This window comes from Cellulomonas sp., assembly GCF_015234515.1.
Classification (GTDB): domain Bacteria; phylum Actinomycetota; class Actinomycetes; order Actinomycetales; family Cellulomonadaceae; genus Cellulomonas.
On sequence record NZ_JADGMY010000023.1, the window covers coordinates 573,255 to 594,351 of the forward strand.

Below are 21,097 nucleotides of genomic sequence, written 5' to 3' on the forward strand. Positions count from 1 at the left end.
CGACCACCACCGCAGCGCTATGCGGGACAGCCCCGCACCTCCACCGTCTCGACGTGCCGGTCCGCCCCGCAGGGATGAGGATCGACGCAGGCACGAGGGGGTGTTCTGCATGGGGGGCGTCACGGACCGGCCGGCGCGGGACGGGCGCGGGGTCGCGGTGCTCGCGGCGGTCCTGGTCGCGGTGCTGGTGCTCGGCGGGTGCGGCGTCACGCGCGGGGACGAGGGCGCCGAGAACCAGCGGCTGCGGATGATGATCCCCAACGCGCCCGGCGGCGGGTACGACCAGACGGGTCGGGCGGCCACGCGCGTCATGGAGACCGCGGGCCTGACCGGCCGGTTCGAGGTCAGCAACGTCACGGGCGCGAGCGGAACGGTCGCCATGCAGCGGCTCGTCAACGAGCGCGGCGCGCAGGACCTGCTCATGACGATGGGCCTGGGCGTGGTGGGCGCGACGTACACCAACGGGTCCGACGCGCGGGTCAGCGGGGCGACGCCCATCGCGCAGCTCGTCGAGGAGCAGGAGGGGCTGCTGGTCCCGGCCGACTCGCCGTTCGAGACGGTCGAGGACCTGGTCACGGCGTGGCTCGCGGACCCCGGCAGCGTGCGGGTCGGCGGTGGGTCCAGCCCTGGCGGGCCGGACCACCTGTTCCCCATGCAGCTCGCGGCAGCCGTCGGGGTCGACCCGACGGCCGTCAACTACATCTCCTACGACGGCGGTGGCCCGCTGACCACCGCGCTGCTCGGCAGCAAGATCGACGTCGGTACGTCCGGGCTCGCGGAGTTCGAGGGGCAGATCGCCGACGGGTCGCTGCGTGTGCTCGCCGTCTCCGGCGAGGAGCGGCTCGCGGGCGTCGACGCGCCCACGCTCGTCGAGTCCGGCATCGACCTCGTGTTCACCAACTGGCGCGGAGTGCTGGCACCACCCGGCATCCCCGACGAGGTCCGCGACGCGCACATCGCGCTGCTCGAGGAGATGCACGGGACCGACGCGTGGCGCGACGCGCTGGAGACCAACGGCTGGGTCGACGCGTTCGTGACGGGCGACGAGTTCGAGGAGTTCCTCGTGGAGCAGGACGAGCGGGTGTCCAGCACCCTCGACGACCTGGGCCTGCTGTGAGCGCGGCCGAGGACGCGGGCCGCGCCGCCACGGCGCCCGGTGAGGACGCCCCGGCGCCGACCGTGGACCGCGCGCAGTACGGGCTGGCCGCGGTGCTCGCCGTCGTCGGGGTGTGGACGGTCGTCGACTCGGCGGGCATGGGGCCCGGGTTCGCCGACCAGGTCGTCCGGCCCGCCGCGTTCGGGTACGTCGTCGGGTCCGCGCTCGTCGTGCTCGCCGTGCTGCTCGCGGTCGCGACGGCCCGCGGCGACCGTGCCGAGGGCGAGGCAGGGGAGGACGTCGACCTCGACCAGGGCACGGACTGGCGCACGTTGGCCGGGCTGGCGGGCGTGCTCGTCGCGACCATCGCGCTGCTCGACGTGCTCGGGTGGGCGATCGTCGGGGCGCTGCTGTTCGCCGGCGCCGCGACGGTCCTGGGTAACCGGCACTGGGTGCGCAACCTGCTGATCGGGGCGGTCATGTCGGTGGGGTCCTGGTACGGGTTCTACGTGGGGCTGGGGATCCCGATCCCGGCGGGCGTGCTGGACGGGATCCTGTGATGGACGGGGAAGCGTGATGGACGCCCTGCTCACGGGCCTGAGCCTGGCCGTCACCCCGGAGAACCTGCTGTACGCGGTGGTCGGTGTGCTGCTCGGCACCGCGGTGGGCGTGCTGCCGGGCATCGGCCCGGCCATGACCGTCGCGCTGCTGCTGCCGGTCACCTACAACGTCGAGCCGAGCGCGGCGCTCATCCTGTTCGCCGGCATCTACTACGGCGGCATGTACGGCGGGTCGACGACGTCGATCCTGCTGAACACGCCGGGGGAGTCGTCGTCGGTCATCACCGCGCTCGAGGGCAACAAGATGGCCAAGGCGGGACGTGCGGCGCAGGCGCTCGCGACCGCGGCGATCGGGTCGTTCGTCGCCGGGACGATCGGCACGATCCTGCTGGTCGCCCTCGCGCCGACCGTCGCCGAGTGGGTCGTCGTCCTGGGAGCGCCGTCGTACTTCGCGCTCATGATGCTGGCGCTCATCGCGGTGACGACGGTGCTGGGCAGCTCGCGGCTGCGGGGGTTCATCGCGCTGGCGCTGGGCCTGACGATCGGGCTCGTCGGCACCGCGACCGGGCAGCCGCGCCTCACGTTCGGGAACCCGCTGCTGGCCGACGGGATCGACATCGTCGTCGTCGCGGTCGCGATCTTCGCCGTCGGGGAGGCGCTGTGGGTCGCGGCCCACCTGCGCCGCCGCCCGCTCGAGATCATCCCCGTGGGGCGGCCGTGGATGGACCGCGCGGACTGGCAGCGGTCGTGGAAGCCGTGGCTGCGGGGCACCGCGTTCGGCTTCCCGTTCGGCGCCCTGCCCGCCGGTGGTGCCGAGATGCCGACGTTCCTGTCGTACGTCACCGAGCGGCGGCTCGCAGGCAAGCACCGCGACGAGTTCGGCAAGGGCGCGATCGAGGGTGTCGCCGGGCCGGAGGCCGCGAACAACGCGTCCGCCGCCGGCACGCTCGTGCCGCTGCTGGCCATCGGCCTGCCGACCACCGCGACGGCTGCCGTCATCCTCGCCGCCATGCAGGGCTACGGGCTGCAGCCCGGCCCGCAGCTGTTCGAGGCCGAGCCGGAGCTGGTGTGGACGCTGCTGGCCAGCCTGTTCGTCGCCAACACGCTGCTGCTCGTCATCAACCTGCCCCTCGCACCGCTGTGGGCACGGCTGCTGCGCACCCCGCGGCCGTACCTGTACGCGGGCATCCTGTTCTTCGCGGTGCTCGGCGCGTACAGCGTGAACTTCCAGTGGTTCGACGTCGCGCTGCTCGTGCTGTTCGGTGTCCTCGGCTTCGCGATGCGGCGGTTCGGCCTGCCGGTGCTGCCGCTCATCGTCGGGGTGATCCTCGGGCCACGCCTGGAGGAGCAGCTGGGCCAGGCGCTGCAGCTGTCGCGCGGGGACGTGTCCGCGCTGTGGAGCGAGCCCGTCGCGGTGATCGTCTACGTCGTCATCGCGGCCCTGCTGCTCTGGCCGCTCGTGCTGCGGCTGATCCCGGGCCGGCAGGGACCGGAACGGCTCGCGGACGAGGTCGACGAGCTCGAGGAAGAGGTGAGGCGATGACCGTCGTCGTGGGCTGGACGCCCGACGCCCGGGGCCACGCGGCCCTCCTGCGGGGCGCCCGCGAGGCGCTCGCGCACCGCGAGGACCTGCTCGTGGTCAACGCGACGACCGGCACCGCCGTCGTCGACCACCGGTTCGCCGCCTCCTCCGACGTCAGCGAGGTGCACGCGCTGCTGGAGTCGCTGGGGGTGGAGGCGCAGATCCGTCAGGCCGTCGCACGGGACATCGCTGAGGAGCTGGTCGCGATCGCCGACGAGGTCGGCGCGAGCCTGCTCGTCATCGGCATCCGGCACCGCTCGCCCGTCGGCAAGCTCCTGCTCGGGTCGACCGCGCAGCGCATCCTGCTCGACGCGCGGTGCCCGGTGCTGGCGGTGAAGGCGGCGGAGGGCCCGGGGCGTTGACCGGTTCCGCGACGGCTGATCGGCGAGGATGGCCCCATGACGACGCCGTCCCTCGGGGTGCTCCTGCCACGTGACCTGCCCGCCGACCGCGTGCTGGAGCACGCCCGCCGCGCCGAGGCCCTCGGCTTCGACGAGCTGTGGGTGGTCGAGGACCTGGGCTTCCGCGGCGGCGCCGCTCAGGCGGCGGCCGTCCTCGCGGCGACCGACCGCATCCACGTGGGCATCGGCATCGTCCCCGCCGCCGCACGGGACGTTGCGTTCGCCGCGATGGACGCCGCGACGCTCGCGCGCCTGTTCCCGGGCCGCGTGACGTTCGGCGTCGGGCACGGCATGCCGGACTGGATGCGGTCGGTCGGCAGGTGGCCGGCGCGCCCGCTGACGTACCTCGAGGAGTACACGGTCGCGCTGCGCGCGCTGCTGCGCGGCGAGACGGTGACGACCGCACCCGGTGCGTCGGTCGTGCTCGACGGGGTCGCGCTCGACCCGTCGTCCGTCCCGGACGTCGTGCCCGACGTGCTGCTGGGCGTGCGCGGGCCGAGGTCGCTCGCGGTCGCCGGGCGGGTCGCCGAGGGCGTGGTGCTCGCCGAGCCGTGCGCCCCGGCGTACGTGCGGGCGGCCGTCGAGCAGGTCGCCGCGACGGGACCCTCACGCGTCGTGACGTACGACGTCGCGTGCGTCGACGACGACGAGGCCCGCGCGTGCGCGGTCGCCCGGCTGGGGCTGACGTGGATCGGCGAGCCCGACTGGGCGCCGCACGTCGCGCCGCTGCCGTTCGCGGCCGACCTCGCGGAGCTGCGCGCCCGTAGCGGGTCGCCCGAGGAGTTCGCCGCGGCGCTGCCCGACGCGTGGGTCCGCGAGCTCGCGCTGGCCGGGACGCCGGACGACGTCCGCGTGGGCCTGGCTGCCCGCGCGGCCGCGGGCGCCACGACGTGCGTGGTCTTCCCGACCGGCCCGGACCCGGTGGCCGCGCTGGAGTCGCTCGCGCGCGTGCGCTGACCGCTCGGCCGCTGACGCGTCGGCCCCCGCGCGCCGTCCGGCGCGGTTGACTGGCCCGATGCGACGTGTGCTGCTGCTCGGGGGGACGGGATGGCTGGGCGCGGCGGTGGCGCGTGCGGCGCTGGACGACGGCGCGGAGGTCACGTGCCTGGCGCGCGGCGCCGCGGGCGACGCCCCCGACGGGGCCCGGCTGGTGCGGGCCGACCGGCGCGACCCCGGCGCGTTCGACGCGCTGACGGGGGAGTGGGACGAGGTCGTCGAGATCTCGTACGCCCTCGGCCTCGTGGAGTCGGCACTCGACGCCCTCGCCGACCGGGCGGCCCACTGGACCCTCGTGTCGTCCGTGTCGGTCTACGCCCGTGCCGACGTGCCCGGCGACGAGTCCGACGAGGTCGTCGAGCCCGAGGACCTGACGCGGTACCCCGACGCGAAGGTCGCCGCGGAGCGGGCGACGGCTGCGCGGGTCGGGGACCGGCTGCTGCTCGCGCGCCCCGGGCTGATCGTCGGGCCCGGCGACCCGTCCGACAGGTTCGGGTACTGGCCGGCGCGCCTGCGCCGCGGCGGACGCGTCCTCGTCCCGACGCCGGCCGGTCGCCACGCGCAGGTGGTCGACGTGGACGACCTGGCGGCCTGGCTCGTCGCGGCCGGGGGAGCCGGGGCCACGGGGGTCGTGGACGCGGTCGGCACGTCCGTCCCGCTGGGCGACGTCCTGGCGCTCGCGCGCGAGGTCGCCGAGAGCGACGGCGAGCTGACGCCGGTGGACGACGCGACGCTGCTGGAGCACGGGGTGCAGTACTGGGCGGGGCCGCGTTCGCTGCCGCTGTGGCTCCCGTCCGAGGCGGGCGCGCTGATGCGGCGCGACGGGTCGGCGTACCGGGCGGCCGGCGGGCGCGAGCGGTCGTTGTCCGAGACGCTCGCCCGCGTGCTCGCGGACGAGGTCGCTCGTGGCGTCGACCGCCCGCGGCGCGCAGGGCTGACGCCCGAGGAGGAGCGCGAGGTCCTCGCCGCCGTCGCCTCCTGACGGGCGCGGGTCGCTCACCGCCGTCCCCTCCTGCCGCCCGCGGACCCGCGTCGGTCCGGCGCTCGGCCCGCGTTGCGTGGTCGTCTTCGTCGCGTCGTGGCAGGTCACGCGTGTCACGGGCCATCCCATGACCCGCGAAACATGGGATGCATCCGGCAGGACTCTGGACGAAACGCCCCCGTGTCAGCGTCCCTCTCGAACGCCATGCGAGCGAGAGAGGTGATGACGATGTTCCGCGCACCCGACATCGACGACGTCCAGGAGGTCGCGGCAGCCCTCGGGTTCCCGCTCTCCGCGCAGGACGCCGCCGTGTTCCGCACCCAGCTGGCCCAGCAGCTGCACGAGCTCGACGACTTCCTGCAGTCCCGCACCCCGGAGGTCGCCCCGCCCCGCTACCCGGGCGCCCGCGAGCCGGGCCACCGCCCGTCGAGCGAGGACGACCCGCTGGGGTCGTGGACGTGGCGCTGCCACGTCGAGGGCGCGCCGGAGGGGTTGCTGCAGGGGCGCACCGTCTCCTACAAGGACCACGTCGCGGTCGCCGGGATCCCCATGAGCCTGGGCACGTTCGTCCTCGACGGCCACGTCCCGGGCTTCGACGCGACGATCGTGTCCCGCGCCCTGGAGGCGGGCGCGACCGTCGTCGGCAAGAACGTGATGAACGGCCTGGGCGGGGGCTACGGGTTCGGCGGCGGCGTCGGCGACTACGGGCGGCCGCGCAACCCCCACCAGCCGGACCACCTCACGGGCGGCTCGTCGAGCGGGTCGGCCGGCGCGGTCGTCACCGGAGAGGTCGACATCTCCTTCGGCGGCGACCAGGGCGGCTCCATCCGCATCCCGGCGTCGTGGTCGGGGTGCGTGGGCCTCAAGCCGACGTTCGGGCTGGTCTCGCACTTCGGCATCGGGTTCGGCTCCGACCAGAGCATCGACTTCACGGGCCCGATGGCGATGAGCGTCGAGGACGTCGCCCGCGCGCTCGACGCGGTCGCGGGCCAGGACGGCCTCGACCCGCGGCAGGGCCCGGGCACGCCGCGCGCGTACGACTCGCTGACCGGCCTCGACGAGGGCGTCGCCGGGCTGCGCGTCGGGATCCTCGAGGAGGGCTACCTCGACGCGGACGCCGACGTGGTCGACGCCGTCGACGAGGCGGTCGAGGTCCTGGCCGGGCTCGGCGCGACGGTGACGAAGGTGTCGGTCCCGGCGCACCTGGCCACGGGGGTCGCGCAGCAGGCGCTGTCCGCCGAGGGCAGCCTCGCGGTGCTCGACACCCTCTTCTACGGCACGTGGGCCAAGACCTACTACCCGGCCGACACGATCGCCGCCGTCACCGAGGCGTACGCGCACCACCGCCTCCAGCTCGACCCCCGGTCGGTGATGCAGCACGTGCTCGGGACGTTCGCGCGGCGCTACTGGTCGGGGAGGCTGTACGCGAAGTCGCAGAACGTGCGGCCGCTCATGGTGCAGGCGTACGACGACGCCCTGGCCACGGTCGACGTGCTCGTCATGCCGACGACGCCGACGCAGGCGCCGCGCTACGAGGAGCCGGCCCGCGAGGACCGCCTCGCGATGGCGCTGCAGGGGGCGACGACGTACCGGGCGGTGCAGAACACCCGGCCCTTCAACTTCACAGGCCACCCCGCGCTGGCGGTGCCCACCGCGAAGCGCAACGGCCTGTCGGCGAGCATGCAGCTCGTCGGGCGGATGCACGACGACGCGCTGCTGCTGCGGGTCGCCCAGGCGTACACGGCGGCCGTGCCGTTCGCCGAGCACGTCGCGATCGGAGGCTGATCACCCGTGCGAGCGGGAGACGGGATGTTCCGGTCTCTGGGCGTGCCGAACTACCGCCGGTACTTCAGCGGCAGCGCGGTGGGCAACATCGGCATCTGGACGATGCGCACGGGGCAGGCCTGGGTGGTGCTGCACCTGAGCGGCGGGTCGGGCGCCGCGCTGGGGCTGGTGACGTTCCTCCAGTTCGCGCCGACGATGCTCCTGAGCGTCGTGGCGGGGGTGCTGGCCGACCGTTTCGACAAGGCGACGCTGCTGGCGATCTCGCAGGGCGCGATCGGCGTGATCGGCATCTCGCTCGGGGTGCTGGACCTGACCGGGAGCCTCACGCTCGCGTGGGTGTACGTCCTGTCCGGGCTGCTGGGGCTGGTGACCGCGCTGGACGCGCCCGTGCGCCAGACGTTCTCCTCCGAGCTGGTCGGGCCGCAGGACGTGGTCAACGCGGTCGGCCTGAACAGCGCGTCGTTCAACGTCGCCCGCCTGGTCGGGCCCGTCGCCTCGGCGCTGCTGATCACGCTGTGGGGCACCTCGGTGGTGTTCCTGCTGACGGGGTTGTGCTCGGTGGCGATCGTCGCGTCGCTCGTGCGGATCGACCGGGGCGCGCTGCACCGTGAGCGGCGCGCCCCGGGCCGCACCTCGTGGGTGGCGGGCTTCCGGTACGTGGCGGGCAGCCCCGTGCTGATCGGCCTGACGGTGCTGGTGGCGTTGGGCAACGCGACCGGCGCGAACAGCCTGCAGGTGCTGCTGCCGATCGTGGCGACGCAGGTGCACGGCGGGGGAGCGCTGATGTTCGGCCTGCTCTGCGCCGGGCTGGCGGTCGGCGGGCTCGCGGGCGCGCTGGTGGCGTCCGCGCAGTCGGGGATGCCGCGGCTGCGGCGGGTGGTCGGGGTCGCGCTCGCCTTCGGGGGCTCGCTGCTGCTGGTCTCCGCGACCACGTCGCCCGTCGCGCTCGGGATCTGCCTCGCCCTGGTGGGCGCGTGCTTCATGAACCTGGTCGTCATGGTCAACACGACCGTGCAGCTCACTCCGCCGCCGTCGCTGCGGGGGCGGGTCGTGGCGGTCTACACGATGTTCTTCCTCGGTGGGGGAGCGCTCGGCTCCCCGCTGCTGGGGCTGCTGAGCGACCACGTCGGGCCCATGAGGGCAGTCCTGACGACGGGGGTCACGGTCGTGCTCGGCACGGTGCTCGTGACGCTGGCGCTGTGGCACGCGCGCCGGCGGGAGCCTGCGCCGGAGCCCCGGACGGAGCCCGCCCCGGGCGGCGCCCCGTGCCGCCCGGCCCCGCCGCGCCGCCGTCCTCGCCGACGCGCCGGCGTGATTCACGGAAATGTCCCCACGCCGACCGCGGAGTAACCAGAAAGAAACTTCAGAACATTTCGGACGCAACAATCACCAGGTTTCATGGTGGTGGATCAAGAAATATCTCGCGAGCGGTTACCCAGCGCTTCCGACAACGCTTTCCTGCTCGCAGGAAGGAATTCCCCCAGAACAGCACGGCCGAAGCAGAAGGCGGTGGCAGCATGACCATCACGACGGACACGACGTCCCCCGGCCGCACCGTGACGCGGCCCACCGAGGCCAGTGTCATGACGGTCCAGGACCTCACGACCGAGTTCGCCACCCGCAGCGGCCCCGTGCGCGCGGTCAGCGGGGTCTCCTTCGACCTGCACGAGGGCCGGACCCTCGCGGTGATCGGCGAGTCCGGGTCGGGCAAGAGCGCCATGCTCCGCTCCCTCATCGGCATCAACCCGCCCAGCGCCCGCGTCGGCGGCCGGATCCTGCTGGGCGGCCGCGACCTGCTGACCCTGTCGGCGCGCGAGCGGCGCGCCGTGCGCGGCCGGGACGTGTCCATGGTCTTCCAGGACCCGCTGACGGCGCTCGACCCGGTGTACACGATCGGCGAGCAGCTCACGGAGACGATCGCCCGCGCGCAGCCCCACCTGGGCCGCGCCGAACGCCGCCGCCGCGCCGTCGAGCTGCTCGAGCTCGTGCAGATGCCCTCGGCGGCGTCGCGGCTGGCCGCGTACCCCACGCAGATGTCCGGCGGCATGCGCCAGCGCGTCGTCATCGCCATGGCCCTGGCCGGCAGCCCCCAGGTGCTGCTCGCCGACGAGCCGACCACCGCCCTCGACGTCACCGTGCAGGCGCGCGTCATGCGGCTGTTCCGCGAGCTGCAGCGCGAGCACCGGATGGGCATCGTCATCGTCACCCACGACCTCGGTGTCGCCGCCGAGCTCGCCGACGACGTCGCGGTCATGTACGCCGGGCGCTTCGTCGAGGTGGGCACGGCCGACCAGGTGCTCAACAGCCCCACCCACCCCTACACGGAGGGGCTCATCGAGGCCAACGTCCGTGCGGGTATGGACCACCGACCCCTGGCGATCCCCGGCATGCCGCCCAGCCTCAAGCGCCTGGCCCCCGGCTGCAGCTTCGCGCCCCGCTGCTCCTACGCGACCGTCGCCTGCTGGCAGGGCCAGCCGCCCGTGCGCGAGCAGCGGGACGGGCACTGGAGCCGCTGCGAGCACGCGCCCGCCGAGAACGCGGCCTGAGGAGCGGGCATGCACACCGATCCCGGCACCCGTCCCCACCCCGCCCGACCCCACCCCGCCCGCCGCGGCGCGGCCGCGCTCGCCGTGCTCCTGCTCGCCTCCGGCTGCGCCGGCGGCGCCTACGGCGCGGCCCTCGACGGGCCCGCCCCGAGCGACCCGGGCGTCCTGCGGATCGCGATGACGTCGAGCAACATCCCGCTGACCGGCACCTACCCCGACAACGGCTACGAGGGCTTCCGGTTCGTCGGCAACAACCTGTACGACGGGCTGACCCGCCTCAACCTCGACCAGGAGGACGAGCTCCCCACGCCGCAGCCCGCCCTGGCCGAGTCGTGGGAGCACGACGAGAGCCTCCAGGTCTGGACCTTCCACCTGCGCGACGGCGTGACGTTCCACGACGGCACACCCTTCGACGCCGACGCGGTGGTCTTCGCGCTCGACCGCGTCAAGGACCCGGAGTCGCAGTGGTACGACCCCACGACGGCGGCGCGCAGCGCGACCATCACCAAGTACTGGGCGTCGTGGCGCAAGGTCGACGACCTCACGGTGGAGGTCACGACCACCCAGCCGTACGCGTACGTGCCGTGGGACGCCGCCGGCCTGTACATCGGCTCGCCGACGGCGATCAAGCGGTGGGGCAACCAGCTCTACCCGCAGCACGCGAGCGGCACCGGCCCGTTCCGCATGACCCGGCTCGTCGACGGCCAGGTGATGGAGATGGTCCGCAACGAGGACTACTGGCGCGGGCCGGCCGAGCTCGAGCGGATCGAGCTGTACCCGGCGCCCGAGGCCGCCACCCGCCTGTCCATGCTGCAGTCCGGGCAGGTCAACTTCGCCGACGCCCCGTCGCCCGACGCGATCGAGCTGCTGGAGGCCGAGGGGTACGCGGTGAAGCTCGCCGAGTACCCGCACGGGATCATGCCGCGGTTCAACCTGTGGCGGGCGCCGTTCAAGGAGAACCCGACGCTGCGCAAGGCGCTGAACTATGCGATCGACCGCGAGGGCACCGCCGCGCTCGTCAACGGGTCCGGCATCCCCGCGACCCAGTACGTGTACGACGGGCACCCGCACCACGTCGCCGACAACCCCGGGTACTCCTACGACCCGGACCTCGCGCGCAGGCTGCTCGCGGAGGCCGGCTACGAGCCGGGCGAGCTCAGCCTGACCATGGCCTACCCGGCTGGCGGGTCCGGGAACATGTACCCGGACCCGATGATGCAGAAGCTCCAGATGGACTTCCGGGCCGTGGGCGTCGAGCTCAAGCTCCTGCCGCTGGAGTGGAACACGATCATCACCATCGGCATCGATGGGCTGCAGGCGCCCCAGTGGTCGCACATCGACATCCTCTGGGCCTCACCGGCCGCCGGGATGATGCCCCCCGGGTACGCCTCGACGTTCTTCTGCTTCCGCGGGCCCGAGGTGCCCAACGCCGTCGGGCTGTGCGACGAGCGCATCGACGACGCGCTGAACACCGCGATGGCGACACCCGGCGCGGACCAGCAGCACGCGTCGATCCAGCAGGCCATGGACGTCGCGATCGACGAGGCCTACTTCCTGTTCTGGGTCCACGACCTGAACCTCCGCGTCCTGGCCCCGGACGTCCACGGCTACCAGAAGGTCCAGTCGTGGTGGCTGGACTTCACCACGTACACGGTGGGGAGCGACCAGTGATCCGACTCGTCGTCAAGCGCGTCCTGTACACCATCCCGATCCTGCTCGGCGTGTCCGTCATCTGCTTCGTCCTGATGTCGGTCCTGCCCGGCAACCCCGCGGCCGCCCTGCTCAACGACCAGATGAGCGAGGCGGAGAAGCAGCAGGTCCTCGACGAGACCGGCTACGGCGACCCGCTGCCGGTGCGCTACCTGACCTGGCTCGGCGGCGTGCTGACCGGTGACATGGGCTACTCGGACATGCGGCAGCGGCCCGTCACGCAGCTCCTCGTCGACTCGATGGGCAACACCATGGTCCTCGCGCTGGTGTCCGCCGCCGTCGGGGTGCTCGGCGGGCTCGCCCTCGGCTACCTCGCCGGCACCCGGCGCGGCTCGCTCGTGGACCGCGTCGTCTCGGTCATCAGCCTCGCGGGCCTCAGCGTCCCGTCGTTCTTCCTCGCGATCGTGCTGCTCGCGTGGCTGGCCGGGGAGCTGCGGCTGCTGCCCGCGGGCGGCGCGGTGCTCGACCAAGGGCCCGGCCCGCTGCTGGCGACCCTCGCGCTGCCGGTCCTCACCGGCGGGATGGTCACCACGGCGATCACCGCGCGGGTCACCCGCGCCAGCATCGTCGACACGATGAGCGCCGACTTCGTCGAGACCCTGCGCGCCAAGGGTCTGACGGAGTGGGAGGTCCGCCGGCACGTGCTGCGCAACGCCCTGCCGCCGGTCCTGACGACGTCGGGCGTGCAGCTCGGCGTCCTGCTCGGCGGCGCGGTGATCGTCGAGACGATCTTCCGCTGGCCCGGCATGGGAACCCTCGTGTTCCAGGCGATCTCCGCCCGCGACCTCGTGGTCATCCAGGGGGCGACGCTCCTGATCGCCGTCGTGTTCGTCCTGATCAACCTCGTGGTCGACATCGTCCAGGCGGCGATGGACCCCCGCGTCCGAGGAGCGATGACATGAGCCAGACCGCCGCGCCGGCCGCCAGCCGGCTCCCCACCAGCTTCCACCAGCCCCGCGACCCGCGGGACGTCGCCGCCGCCGCCGAGCTGCGCGACCGGTGGCTCGCCGCCGAGCAGAGCGCGCAGTCGCAGTCGTTCTGGTCCGCGACCGGGCGGCGGTTCCTCGAGAACCGCACCGGCGTGGCCGCCGCCGGCGTCCTGCTCCTGCTCGTGGTGGCGTCCGTCCTCGCGCCGCTGCTCACCCCGTACGACCCGCTGTCCGGCGTCGCTCAGGACCGCCTCGCGCCGCCGTTCAGCCCGGGCCACCTGCTGGGGACCGACGAGCAGGGCCGCGACCTGCTCTCCCGCATCCTGCACGGCGGGCGCCTCACCCTGCTGGCGGCGTTCGTGCCGACCATCGCGGCCACCGTCATCGGCACCGCGATCGGTCTGACCGCCGCGATGGCCGGCGGCTGGGTGCAGACCGTCCTCATGCGCGGCATGGACATGCTGTACGCGTTCCCTGCGGTCCTGCTGGCCATCGCGATCTCCGCGTCGCTCGGCCCCGGCCTGTCGAACGCGCTCATCTCCACGGCCGTCGTGTCGGTGCCGCCCGTCGCACGCGTCGCCGAGAGCGCCACGCGCCGCGTCGTCACCACCGAGTACGTCGAGGCGGCCCGCCTCACCGGCGCCAGGCCCGCGCGCATCGCGACGCAGCAGGTGCTGCCCAACGTCCTCAACGACGTCGTGGTCTACGCCTCGTCGCTCGTGGGCGTCTCGATGCTCATCGCCGCGAGCCTGAGCTTCCTCGGCCTCGGCTCCCTGCCACCGGCCCCCGAGTGGGGCTACATGCTCAACAGCATGCGGGGCTCCATCAGCGTCGCGATGGTCAACGTGCTGATCCCCGGGCTGTTCATCTTCCTCACCTCCGTGTGCTTCAACCTCGCCAGCGACGCGCTGCGCGAGGCCTCGGACAGCCGGATCTGACGACGGGAAGGACGACCCCCATGAGCACCGCCTCCGCACCCGCACAGACCGTCGCCGACCTCCCCCCGACCGACGTGCTCCTCGAGCTCCTCGGGGTCTCCAAGGAGTTCCCCGTCCGGCACGAGGGCCGCCGCGCGACCCTGTCGGCCGTCGACGACGTGCACCTCCAGGTCCGCGAGGGCACGACCCTCGGCATCGTCGGCGAGTCCGGCTGCGGCAAGTCCACCCTCGGCCGCGTCATCGTCGGCCTGCACCAGGAGACGGACGGCGAGCTGCTGTTCGCCGACAAGCAGCTCAAGGGCAGGCGGACGCGCAGCGAGCTGCAGCAGATGCAGATGGTGTTCCAGGACCCCGCGTCCGCGCTCAACCCGCGCGCCACCGTGGGGGAGTCCATCGCGTTCCCGCTGCGCGTCCTCCGCCTGTCGCCCGACGAGGTCGACGAGCGCGTCGCCGACGTGATCGCCGCCGTCGGCCTGCCGGCCGCGTACGCCGGCCACTACCCGCACCAGCTCTCCGGCGGGCAGCGGCAGCGCGTCAACATCGCCCGTGCGCTGGCCGTGCACCCGCGGCTGATCGTGCTCGACGAGGCCGTCTCGGCGCTCGACAAGTCGATCCAGGCGCAGGTGCTCAACCTGCTCACCGACCTGCAGGAGCAGTACGGGCTGACGTACGTCTTCATCAGCCACGACCTCAACGTCGTCGAGTACGTGTCGGACGACGTGGTGGTCATGTACCTGGGGCAGGTCGTCGAGCGGGCGCCCGCCGCGGCGCTCTACGAGCAGCCGCTGCACCCGTACACCCAGCTCCTGCTCGGGTCCGTCCCGCACCTCGACCCCCGCCTGTCGCGGCGTGACGAGCCTGCGCCGACCCACGAGGCGGACATCCCCAGCCCCATCGACCCGCCCAGCGGGTGCCGGTTCCGCACCCGCTGCCCGCACGCCGCCGAGGTGTGCGCGCAGGAACGACCCGCCGCCGTCACCACCGGCCCCGACCACGTCGTCGCCTGCCACCTGTACACGCCGGGCTCTCCCGTCCCGCTGGGGACGCCCGCCGTGCGCGCCGCGTCCTGAGGGTCGCGCCCGAGCACCGCCCACGCCCGAGCACCGCCCACGCCGAACAGAGGAGAGACACCGACATGACCAGCGACACCACCGCGATCGTCGACGCGCTGCTCGCCGCCGCGCAGCTCACGCTGCTGTCCCACGAGCGGGACCAGGTCATCGCCGACTACCCGACCCTGCGCTCGCAGGCCGACGCGCTCTACCCGTACGCGCCGACCCTCGAGCCCGCCACGACCTTCGACCCGGCCACCTTCTACCCGGCCCCCGCCGGCGCCTGACGCGAGAGGACCCACCATGCCCATCCCCGCGAACCTGACCATCCACGACGCCGCCGCCGCGCTGCGCGACGGCACGCTGACGTCCGTCGCCCTGACCCAGGAGATCCTCGACCGCACCGCGGCCCAGAACGACGCGCTCGGCGCGTACGTCGAGGTCACCGCCGACCAGGCGCTGGAGCAGGCCGCCGCGGCCGACGCCGCGCTGGCCGCCGGGCGGGACACCGGCCCCCTGCAGGGGATCCCCCTGGCGATCAAGGACATCATCGCCATGAAGGGCGCCCCCACCACGGCCAACAGCCACGTGCTCGACCCCCAGTGGGGCGCGGGCACGGACGCGCCCGTCGTCGCACGGCTGCGCGACGCCGGCGCGGTCTTCGTCGGCAAGTCCACGACCAGCGAGTTCGCCCTCGGGCTGCCGGACGACACCAAGCGCTTCCGTATCCCCCGCAACCCGTGGGACCTCACGCGCACGCCCGCGGGCTCCAGCTCCGGCACCGGCATCGCCGTCGCGGCGGGCCTCGCGCTCGGGGGACTGGGGACCGACACCGGCGGCTCGGTGCGCAGCCCCGCGTCCGTCAACGGGCACACCGGCCTCAAGGTCACCTACGGGCGCGTGCCCAAGAGCGGCGTCGTGCCGCTGGGGTACAGCCTCGACTCCGTGGGGCCGATGGCCCGCAGCGCGTGGGACTGCGCCGCGATGCTCGAGGTCATGGCCGGGCACGACCCGAGCGACCCGAACGCGTCGACCGCGCCCGTCGACGCGTACACAGCGGCGCTCGACGGCGACGTCGCCGGCCTGCGGATCGGCGTGCCGACCGAGTACTTCCTCGACCACGACCTGCTCGACCCGGAGGTCCGCGCGGCCGTCCTGGCGGGCGTCGACCTGCTCGTCGGCATGGGGGCGCGGGCACGTGACGTCGTCGTGCCGGACGCGGCCGCCGCGAAGGACGCGACCCACCTCGTCCTCGTCGCCGAGGCGTACGCCTACCACCGCCACGACCTGGTGCACCGGTGGGAGGACTACGGGCGGTTCACCCGCACGTCGCTCGCCCGCGGCGCGCTGCTGTCGGCCGCGGACCTCGCGCAGGCGTCGCGGTTCCGGCAGCACTTCGCCCGCAACGTCGCCCGGCTGCTCGAGGACCACGACGTCCTCATCACGCCCACCGCGCCCACCCCCGCCCAGGTCGCCGCCGAGATGGACGTCAGCCAGCGGCTGCGCCAGCCCGCCTACACCGGCCAGTGGAACCTCACGGGCCTGCCCGCCGTGGCCGTCCCGGCCGGGTTCTCCTCGACGGGTCTGCCCCTGTCGCTGCAGGTCGTCGGCAAGCCGTTCGCCGAGGCCACCGTGCTCAAGGTCGCCGACGCGCTGCAGCGCGTCACCGACCACCACCTGCAGGCGCCCCGCGTCGGCGAGCTGGTCGCGGCATGAGCGCCGCCACGGGCGCCACCGACGCGCCGTCCGCCGCGGTGCTGCTCGCACGGCTCGGCCTCGCGCCCGCGCCGGACGAGCTCGCCCGGCTCGAGGAGCTGCGCGCCGAGACCGAGGAGCACGCCGCGCTGCTCCATGCCGTGCTCGCCACCCGGTACGTCGAGCCCGGCCTCGTGTGGGCCGTGCACCCGTCCGAGCCGGCAGTCCCGTCCGTCCCGTCCGTCCCCAGCCCGCAGGAGGCGCCCGCATGACCGCCACCGCAGCAGCAGCAGCCGGGACGGCCACCGCCGCCCCCGCCACCCTCACCGAGGCCGCCGCGGCCGTCCGCGACGGCGACCTGACGGCCGGCGAGCTCGTCGAGAGCGCGATCGCCGCCGCCGACCGGCACGACACGGCGCTCGGCGTCTACATGTCGCGCTTCGACGACCAGGCGCGGGCCGCCGCGGCCGCCGCCGACGACCTGCGGGCGTCCGGCGCGCCCGTCCCGCCGATGCTCGGCGTCCCGCTCGGCATCAAGGACATCATCGTCACCACCGAGGGCCCGACCACCGGCCAGTCCCTCGTGCACGACACCACCTGGCAGGCTGGGACCGACGCCGTGGTCGTGCAGCGGTTGCGCGCCGCCGGCGGCATCATGACCGGCAAGACCACGACCATGGAGTTCGCGACCGGGGTGCCGGACCTCACCAAGCCCCTGCCGGTGCCCCGCAACCCGTGGCACGCCGACCACTGGACCGGCGGCTCGTCCTCCGGCACGGGCAACGGGGTCGTCGTCGGCGCCTTCCTCGGCGGGCTCGGCACCGACACCGGAGGGTCCATCCGGCTGCCCGCCGCGTACTGCGGGATCAGCGGGCTCAAGGCCACCTACGGGCGGGTGCCGAAGTCCGGGTGCATCCCCCTGGGGTACTCGCTCGACCACATCGGGCCCATGGCCCGCTCCGCGGCCGACTGCGCGCTCATGCTGGAGGCGCTCGCGGGCCACGACCCGAGCGACCTCACCAGCGCGACCGCGCCCGTGAGCCCCTACACCGCCGCGCTGACCGGCGACCTCACGGGCCTGCGGATCGGCGTCGACACGCTCCACCGGGTGATGCCGGACCGCGACCCCGAGGTGGACCGGCTGCTGCAGGACGCCCTCGCGGCGCTGGAGGAGCTCGGTGCCACGCTCGTGCCGATCGAGCTGCCGCTGTGGGACGAGGTGATGGCCGCCATGCGGATCACCTCGCGCTCGGAGGCGTTGGCGTACCACCTGCCGGACCTGCGGGCGCGGTGGTCCGACTACTTCGACTCCACCCGCCAGGGCGTCGCCTCCGGCGCGTTCGTCACCGGCGCCGACTACGTGCAGGCGCAGCGGCTGCGCCAGCACGTCCGGGGCCTCGTGGCGGACCTGTTCCGCGACGTCGACGTGGTCGTCACGCCCACCACCAGCACACCCGCCCCGCGGATCGACGAGCTCGCCGGCGGCCGCTGGAACTTCCGCTCCACGCACACCGGGTACTGGAACGCCGTCGGCAACCCCGCGCTCGCCGCGCCGATGGGCTTCCTCGGCGGCCTGCCGATGTCCGTGCAGGTCGTCGGCCGCCCGTTCGACGAGGCCACGGTGCTGCGGGTCGGGGACGCCTACCAGCGGGTCACGGCCTGGCACCTGGCCACCCTGCCCGACTGATGGCGGCGCTCGCGGTCAGCACGACGCGGGCGCGACGCGGCCAGGGCCCCGCGCGGGCGTGGGCGGACCCACGCCCGCCGCGGGGCCCCCGCGGCGGGCGTCGCCGCACGACGGCCGGGTTCTACGCGGTCATCTCCGGCTCCGGCCTCGCGCTGGGCTTCACGGCGCCGATCACCGCGGTGCTCGCCGTGCAGCTCGGCGCGTCCCCGTTCATGGCGGGCGTCTCGGTAGCGTCGCTGACGGCCGTCGTGCTCGTCCTCGACGTGTTCGGGACGCGGGCTCTGCCGTACCTGGCGCCGCGCGGTGCGATCGTCGTCGGCATGCTCGTCTGGGCCGCGGGGTCGTTCGCGTCCGCGCTCGCGCCGACGTTCCTGCTCATGGAGGTGTCCCGGCTCGTGCAGGGCGTCGGGCTGGCACTGTTCGCCGCCGCCGGGCCGCGCCTCGCGATGCTGCTGGCCGGGCCGGGCCGCGTCGGGCGCGCGCTCGGGGAGTTCCAGTCCGCGCAGACCCTCGGCGCGGTCCTCGCGCCGCTCGCGGGTGGCGCGGTCGTGGCCGTCACCGGCGGCGTCACGGGGTCGCGTGCCGCGTTCGCGGTCTGCGGCGTCCTCGCGCTGCTGTGCGCGCTCGGCGCCCGGCTCGCGCTGCCGGCGGTGCCCGCGTCGGGGCGGCCGCGCCTGAGCATGCCGGCGCTGCCCGGGCTGGGCACGCGGCGCGCGCTGCTGGTCCTGGCGAACGCGGGCGCGGGCCAGGGCGTGCGCGCCGCCCTGTCACTCGCGGTGATCCCGCTCGTCGTCGGCGGCCTCGGGCACGGGGGAGCAGCACTCGGCATGCTGCTGACCGGGGTCTACACGGTCGAGTGCGTCGCCGGGCGCGTCGGCGGGCGGTGGTCCGACCGGCGGGGGCGGCGGGCGCCCATCGCGCTGGGTGCGGTGTGCGGCGTGCTCGGCGTGCTGCTCGTCATCGGCGCCCACGTCGCGCAGGACCTGGTCATCCTCGGCGCCTCCGCGCTCCCGCTCGGCGTCGCCGGCGGCCTCCTGCTGGCGGTGATGCCCGCGGCCGTGGTCGACCTGTCGCCCGTCCCCGAGGTCGGGGTCTCCGCGATGCGCCTGTCCCGCGACGTCGGCTTCACCATCCTGCCCGTCGTCGCGGGCGCGCTCATCTCCGCGGGCGACGTCGCGGGCGCGCTGTGGTTCTGCGCGGCCGTCCTCGCCGCTGTCGTCGTGTGCGCCGTGGCTGTCGGCGAGACGCGGACGGGGTGACGCGTCAGCCCATCGGCTCGTGCGCGGCCATGACCGTGCAGAAGCTCAGCCGGTCGGCGCGGGCGTGCGCGACGCTGTGCTCCAGCACGACCCCCGAGCGCGAGTACACCTCGCGCGCGGTGTCCAGCGTCGGCGCGCCCGGCTGGATGCCGAGCAGATCGGCGACCGCGTGGCTCGCGGCCGACGCCGTGATCCGCAGATCCGTGTCGCCCGGGTGCTCGTCCAGCACCTCCTGCATCACGAGGTACGGCGACCGGTCGAGGTCGACGTCCCCGTCCAGCAGCACCCCGAAGAGGCAGAACGGCATGAACGCCGACCGCACGCTCAGGGGGAACCCGTCGAGGTAGGTCGTGCTCTCGAGCAGCACGACCGGCGTGCCCGGCGCGACCCGCAGCCTGTCCGCCACGTAGGCGGGCGCCGCGTGCAGCGCCGCGTGCGTCGTGAAGATGCTGACCCGTGGCGCGCGCGCGTTGACGTCCTGCGCGACGTCCCGCGACGGCCCCACCCCGTGGGGCAGCGTCCGCGGCGACACGATGAACGTGCCGGCGCCGCGCGTGCGCTCGACGACGCCCTCCTCGCGGAGCAGGTCGATGACCTTGCGGACGGCGCCGCGGCTCACGCCGTACCGGCGCACCAGCGCGTCCTCCGGGGGCAGGACGTTGCCGGGGAACGCGCTGTCGCGCATCTCGCTGCGCATGACGTCGTACAGCCAGCGGACGGTGTGGGCGTGCGGGGACGGCCGGGTGTGGTGGTGGCCGGTGGTCATGGGGACGGGGGCTGTGCCGGACGGCTGTCGCATGGTGCTCCGATCCGTCGTCGGGGACGCGCGCGCGGACGACGCACTGCCATGACTGTCGGAGACGCCCGTGACCTCGCGGTCACCGCGGTGTTGCGACTTGGTGAAGTGGTGCTCGCACTCGCCCGGGGCGTCGCCGGGCAGGCCCGCGAGTCACCGGACGGCGGCCAGGCCCGTCGCCGTCGCCGGCTCAGCCGCCGAGCGCCTCCTGCGTCGTGATCTCGTCGGCCCCGGGCGCCGTCACGGGCGCCGCGGCGCCCCAGTTCGACGTGGTCATCCGCCCCTCGATCCCGAGGATCTCGTACGAGACCTCCGGGACGAGGCCGTCGGCGGTGATCAGGTAGGTGTACGTGAGCGTCTCGGGCAGCTCCTGGCCGGGGGGCAGGTTGCTCTCCAGCTCGGCCATCCGCTCGGGCATCTTCCGCGGGTCGACGACCACCTCGTACGTCTGGGCCTGCACGCCGTCGACGTCCGTCGGCTCGCCGACGGCGGTCACGCTGACGATCGCCGCCTGGTGCTCCTTCAGGCCCATCGACGGGTCGGCCTGGTCCATCGAGCTCGCGAACGACGCGGCGAACGGGTTCGACGTGTCCGCCGGGTCCACAGCGAGGAACTTGCCGCCCGTCAGCTCGCCGAGGCTGACGTACCCCTGGCCGTCGACGGCGCGCATCCGCATCTCCATGCCCATCATCGTCACGGTCATGTCGTACGCGGGGACGTCGCCCAGGTGCATCGAGCCCGCGACCTCGCCGAGCGCCCCGTCCGTGCCCAGGACGAGCGTGAAGTCGTAGCTGCCCGCGGTGCTGTACGCGTCGGTGATGGCGGCCACGAGGTCGTCCGTGGTGAACGTCGCGGCGCCGTCGGGGGTCGGGGTCGCCGCGGCGGTCGCGGACGGGCTCGCCGCGACGTCCGCGGGCGTGGAGCCGCACGCGGGCAGGACGCACAGCAGCGCGACGAGGGACGGGACGACGACAGCACGACGCAACAGCACGACAGGCCTCCGGGGGTGGTGGTCGCGGGGCCGAGCCGGCCGGCTCGTCGCTCACGCAGGACCACGGGAATCGTGACATGTCCGGACTGTGA

General features: G+C 74.1%; 20 protein-coding genes. 18 read left to right on the forward strand and 2 right to left on the reverse strand.

Annotation, left to right across the window (positions count from 1 at the left end; all coding sequences use genetic code 11):
• Window positions 1-109: 109 nt before the first annotated feature.
• The 18 genes from IR158_RS11585 (at window position 110) to IR158_RS11670 (ending at window position 19,218) form a co-directional block, all read left to right on the forward strand.
• Window positions 110-1,117, forward strand: coding sequence for a tripartite tricarboxylate transporter substrate-binding protein (locus IR158_RS11585; protein WP_291813142.1), 1,008 nt, complete (start codon window positions 110-112; stop codon window positions 1,115-1,117).
• A complete protein-coding gene (locus IR158_RS11590) occupies window positions 1,114-1,656 on the forward strand; it encodes a tripartite tricarboxylate transporter TctB family protein (RefSeq protein WP_291813144.1) in 543 nt (180 codons plus the stop codon). Before IR158_RS11585 ends, IR158_RS11590 begins: the two co-directional genes overlap by 4 nt.
• A 16-nt stretch (window positions 1,657-1,672) precedes the next feature.
• The gene (locus IR158_RS11595) at window positions 1,673-3,199 is read left to right on the forward strand and encodes a tripartite tricarboxylate transporter permease (RefSeq protein WP_291813146.1); all 1,527 of its coding nucleotides are present in this window, start codon (window positions 1,673-1,675) and stop codon (window positions 3,197-3,199) included.
• Window positions 3,196-3,600: a universal stress protein gene (locus IR158_RS11600; RefSeq protein WP_291813148.1), complete on the forward strand. Its 405-nt coding sequence runs from the start codon at window positions 3,196-3,198 to the stop codon at window positions 3,598-3,600. The genes IR158_RS11595 and IR158_RS11600 overlap by 4 nt, the downstream gene beginning before the upstream one ends.
• Window positions 3,601-3,636: 36 nt before the next feature.
• The gene (locus IR158_RS11605; RefSeq protein ID WP_291813151.1) at window positions 3,637-4,596 is read left to right on the forward strand and encodes an LLM class flavin-dependent oxidoreductase; all 960 of its coding nucleotides are present in this window, start codon (window positions 3,637-3,639) and stop codon (window positions 4,594-4,596) included.
• A gap of 58 nt (window positions 4,597-4,654) precedes the next feature.
• Entirely contained in the window at window positions 4,655-5,617 is a 963-nt protein-coding gene (locus IR158_RS11610) for an NAD-dependent epimerase/dehydratase family protein (RefSeq protein WP_291813152.1), read from the forward strand.
• A 228-nt stretch (window positions 5,618-5,845) separates the two neighbouring features.
• A complete protein-coding gene (locus tag IR158_RS11615) occupies window positions 5,846-7,402 on the forward strand; it encodes an amidase family protein (RefSeq protein ID WP_291813154.1) in 1,557 nt (518 codons plus the stop codon).
• Between the two features lie 24 nt (window positions 7,403-7,426).
• The gene (locus tag IR158_RS11620; RefSeq protein ID WP_291813156.1) at window positions 7,427-8,752 is read left to right on the forward strand and encodes an MFS transporter; all 1,326 of its coding nucleotides are present in this window, start codon (window positions 7,427-7,429) and stop codon (window positions 8,750-8,752) included.
• Window positions 8,753-8,919: 167 nt separating this feature from the next.
• Window positions 8,920-9,948 carry an ABC transporter ATP-binding protein gene (locus IR158_RS11625; protein ID WP_291813158.1) on the forward strand — a complete coding sequence of 343 codons (1,029 nt, stop codon included), beginning with the start codon at window positions 8,920-8,922 and terminating at the stop codon, window positions 9,946-9,948.
• A gap of 9 nt (window positions 9,949-9,957) precedes the next feature.
• Window positions 9,958-11,619: an ABC transporter substrate-binding protein gene (locus tag IR158_RS11630; RefSeq protein WP_291813159.1), complete on the forward strand. Its 1,662-nt coding sequence runs from the start codon at window positions 9,958-9,960 to the stop codon at window positions 11,617-11,619.
• Entirely contained in the window at window positions 11,616-12,560 is a 945-nt protein-coding gene (locus IR158_RS11635) for an ABC transporter permease (RefSeq protein ID WP_291813160.1), read from the forward strand. Before IR158_RS11630 ends, IR158_RS11635 begins: the two co-directional genes overlap by 4 nt.
• Window positions 12,557-13,525, forward strand: a complete 969-nt coding sequence (locus IR158_RS11640; RefSeq protein WP_291813164.1) for an ABC transporter permease — start codon at window positions 12,557-12,559, stop codon at window positions 13,523-13,525. The genes IR158_RS11635 and IR158_RS11640 overlap by 4 nt, the downstream gene beginning before the upstream one ends.
• Before the next feature lie 20 nt (window positions 13,526-13,545).
• The gene (locus IR158_RS11645; RefSeq protein WP_291813166.1) at window positions 13,546-14,595 is read left to right on the forward strand and encodes an ABC transporter ATP-binding protein; all 1,050 of its coding nucleotides are present in this window, start codon (window positions 13,546-13,548) and stop codon (window positions 14,593-14,595) included.
• A 65-nt stretch (window positions 14,596-14,660) separates the two neighbouring features.
• Window positions 14,661-14,864: a hypothetical protein gene (locus tag IR158_RS11650; protein WP_291813167.1), complete on the forward strand. Its 204-nt coding sequence runs from the start codon at window positions 14,661-14,663 to the stop codon at window positions 14,862-14,864.
• 16 nt (window positions 14,865-14,880) lie between these two features.
• Complete coding sequence (locus tag IR158_RS11655; RefSeq protein WP_291813169.1) at window positions 14,881-16,293, forward strand: amidase; 1,413 nt, start codon at window positions 14,881-14,883, stop codon at window positions 16,291-16,293.
• Window positions 16,290-16,544 (forward strand): hypothetical protein, encoded by a 255-nt coding sequence (locus IR158_RS11660; RefSeq protein WP_291813171.1) that lies wholly within the window; start codon window positions 16,290-16,292, stop codon window positions 16,542-16,544. Before IR158_RS11655 ends, IR158_RS11660 begins: the two co-directional genes overlap by 4 nt.
• On the forward strand, window positions 16,541-17,959 hold the full coding sequence (locus tag IR158_RS11665; protein ID WP_291813173.1) for an amidase: 1,419 nt from the start codon (window positions 16,541-16,543) through the stop codon (window positions 17,957-17,959). The genes IR158_RS11660 and IR158_RS11665 overlap by 4 nt, the downstream gene beginning before the upstream one ends.
• A complete protein-coding gene (locus IR158_RS11670; protein WP_291813175.1) occupies window positions 17,959-19,218 on the forward strand; it encodes an MFS transporter in 1,260 nt (419 codons plus the stop codon). Before IR158_RS11665 ends, IR158_RS11670 begins: the two co-directional genes overlap by 1 nt.
• Before the next feature lie 4 nt (window positions 19,219-19,222).
• On the opposite strand, the gene IR158_RS11675 is transcribed toward IR158_RS11670, so the two are convergent.
• On the reverse strand, window positions 19,223-19,984 hold the full coding sequence (locus IR158_RS11675) for a GntR family transcriptional regulator (protein ID WP_291813176.1): 762 nt from the start codon (window positions 19,982-19,984) through the stop codon (window positions 19,223-19,225).
• Window positions 19,985-20,204: 220 nt separating this feature from the next.
• Complete coding sequence (locus IR158_RS11680) at window positions 20,205-21,005, reverse strand: hypothetical protein (RefSeq protein WP_291813178.1); 801 nt, start codon at window positions 21,003-21,005, stop codon at window positions 20,205-20,207.
• Window positions 21,006-21,097 lie beyond the last annotated feature (92 nt).

Coding starts and splice junctions, on each gene's coding strand:
- IR158_RS11610 (WP_291813152.1), top strand. CDS start 4,655: ATGCGACGTGTGCTGCTGCTCGGGGGGACGGGATGGCTGGGCGCGGCG.
- IR158_RS11605 (WP_291813151.1), top strand. CDS start 3,637: ATGACGACGCCGTCCCTCGGGGTGCTCCTGCCACGTGACCTGCCCGCC.
- IR158_RS11625 (WP_291813158.1), top strand. CDS start 8,920: ATGACCATCACGACGGACACGACGTCCCCCGGCCGCACCGTGACGCGG.
- IR158_RS11585 (WP_291813142.1), top strand. CDS start 110: ATGGGGGGCGTCACGGACCGGCCGGCGCGGGACGGGCGCGGGGTCGCG.
- IR158_RS11665 (WP_291813173.1), top strand. CDS start 16,541: ATGACCGCCACCGCAGCAGCAGCAGCCGGGACGGCCACCGCCGCCCCC.
- IR158_RS11655 (WP_291813169.1), top strand. CDS start 14,881: ATGCCCATCCCCGCGAACCTGACCATCCACGACGCCGCCGCCGCGCTG.
- IR158_RS11615 (WP_291813154.1), top strand. CDS start 5,846: ATGTTCCGCGCACCCGACATCGACGACGTCCAGGAGGTCGCGGCAGCC.
- IR158_RS11650 (WP_291813167.1), top strand. CDS start 14,661: ATGACCAGCGACACCACCGCGATCGTCGACGCGCTGCTCGCCGCCGCG.
- IR158_RS11600 (WP_291813148.1), top strand. CDS start 3,196: ATGACCGTCGTCGTGGGCTGGACGCCCGACGCCCGGGGCCACGCGGCC.
- IR158_RS11660 (WP_291813171.1), top strand. CDS start 16,290: ATGAGCGCCGCCACGGGCGCCACCGACGCGCCGTCCGCCGCGGTGCTG.
- IR158_RS11595 (WP_291813146.1), top strand. CDS start 1,673: ATGGACGCCCTGCTCACGGGCCTGAGCCTGGCCGTCACCCCGGAGAAC.
- IR158_RS11640 (WP_291813164.1), top strand. CDS start 12,557: ATGAGCCAGACCGCCGCGCCGGCCGCCAGCCGGCTCCCCACCAGCTTC.
- IR158_RS11620 (WP_291813156.1), top strand. CDS start 7,427: ATGTTCCGGTCTCTGGGCGTGCCGAACTACCGCCGGTACTTCAGCGGC.
- IR158_RS11670 (WP_291813175.1), top strand. CDS start 17,959: ATGGCGGCGCTCGCGGTCAGCACGACGCGGGCGCGACGCGGCCAGGGC.
- IR158_RS11630 (WP_291813159.1), top strand. CDS start 9,958: ATGCACACCGATCCCGGCACCCGTCCCCACCCCGCCCGACCCCACCCC.
- IR158_RS11675 (WP_291813176.1), bottom strand. CDS start 19,984: ATGACCACCGGCCACCACCACACCCGGCCGTCCCCGCACGCCCACACC.
- IR158_RS11645 (WP_291813166.1), top strand. CDS start 13,546: ATGAGCACCGCCTCCGCACCCGCACAGACCGTCGCCGACCTCCCCCCG.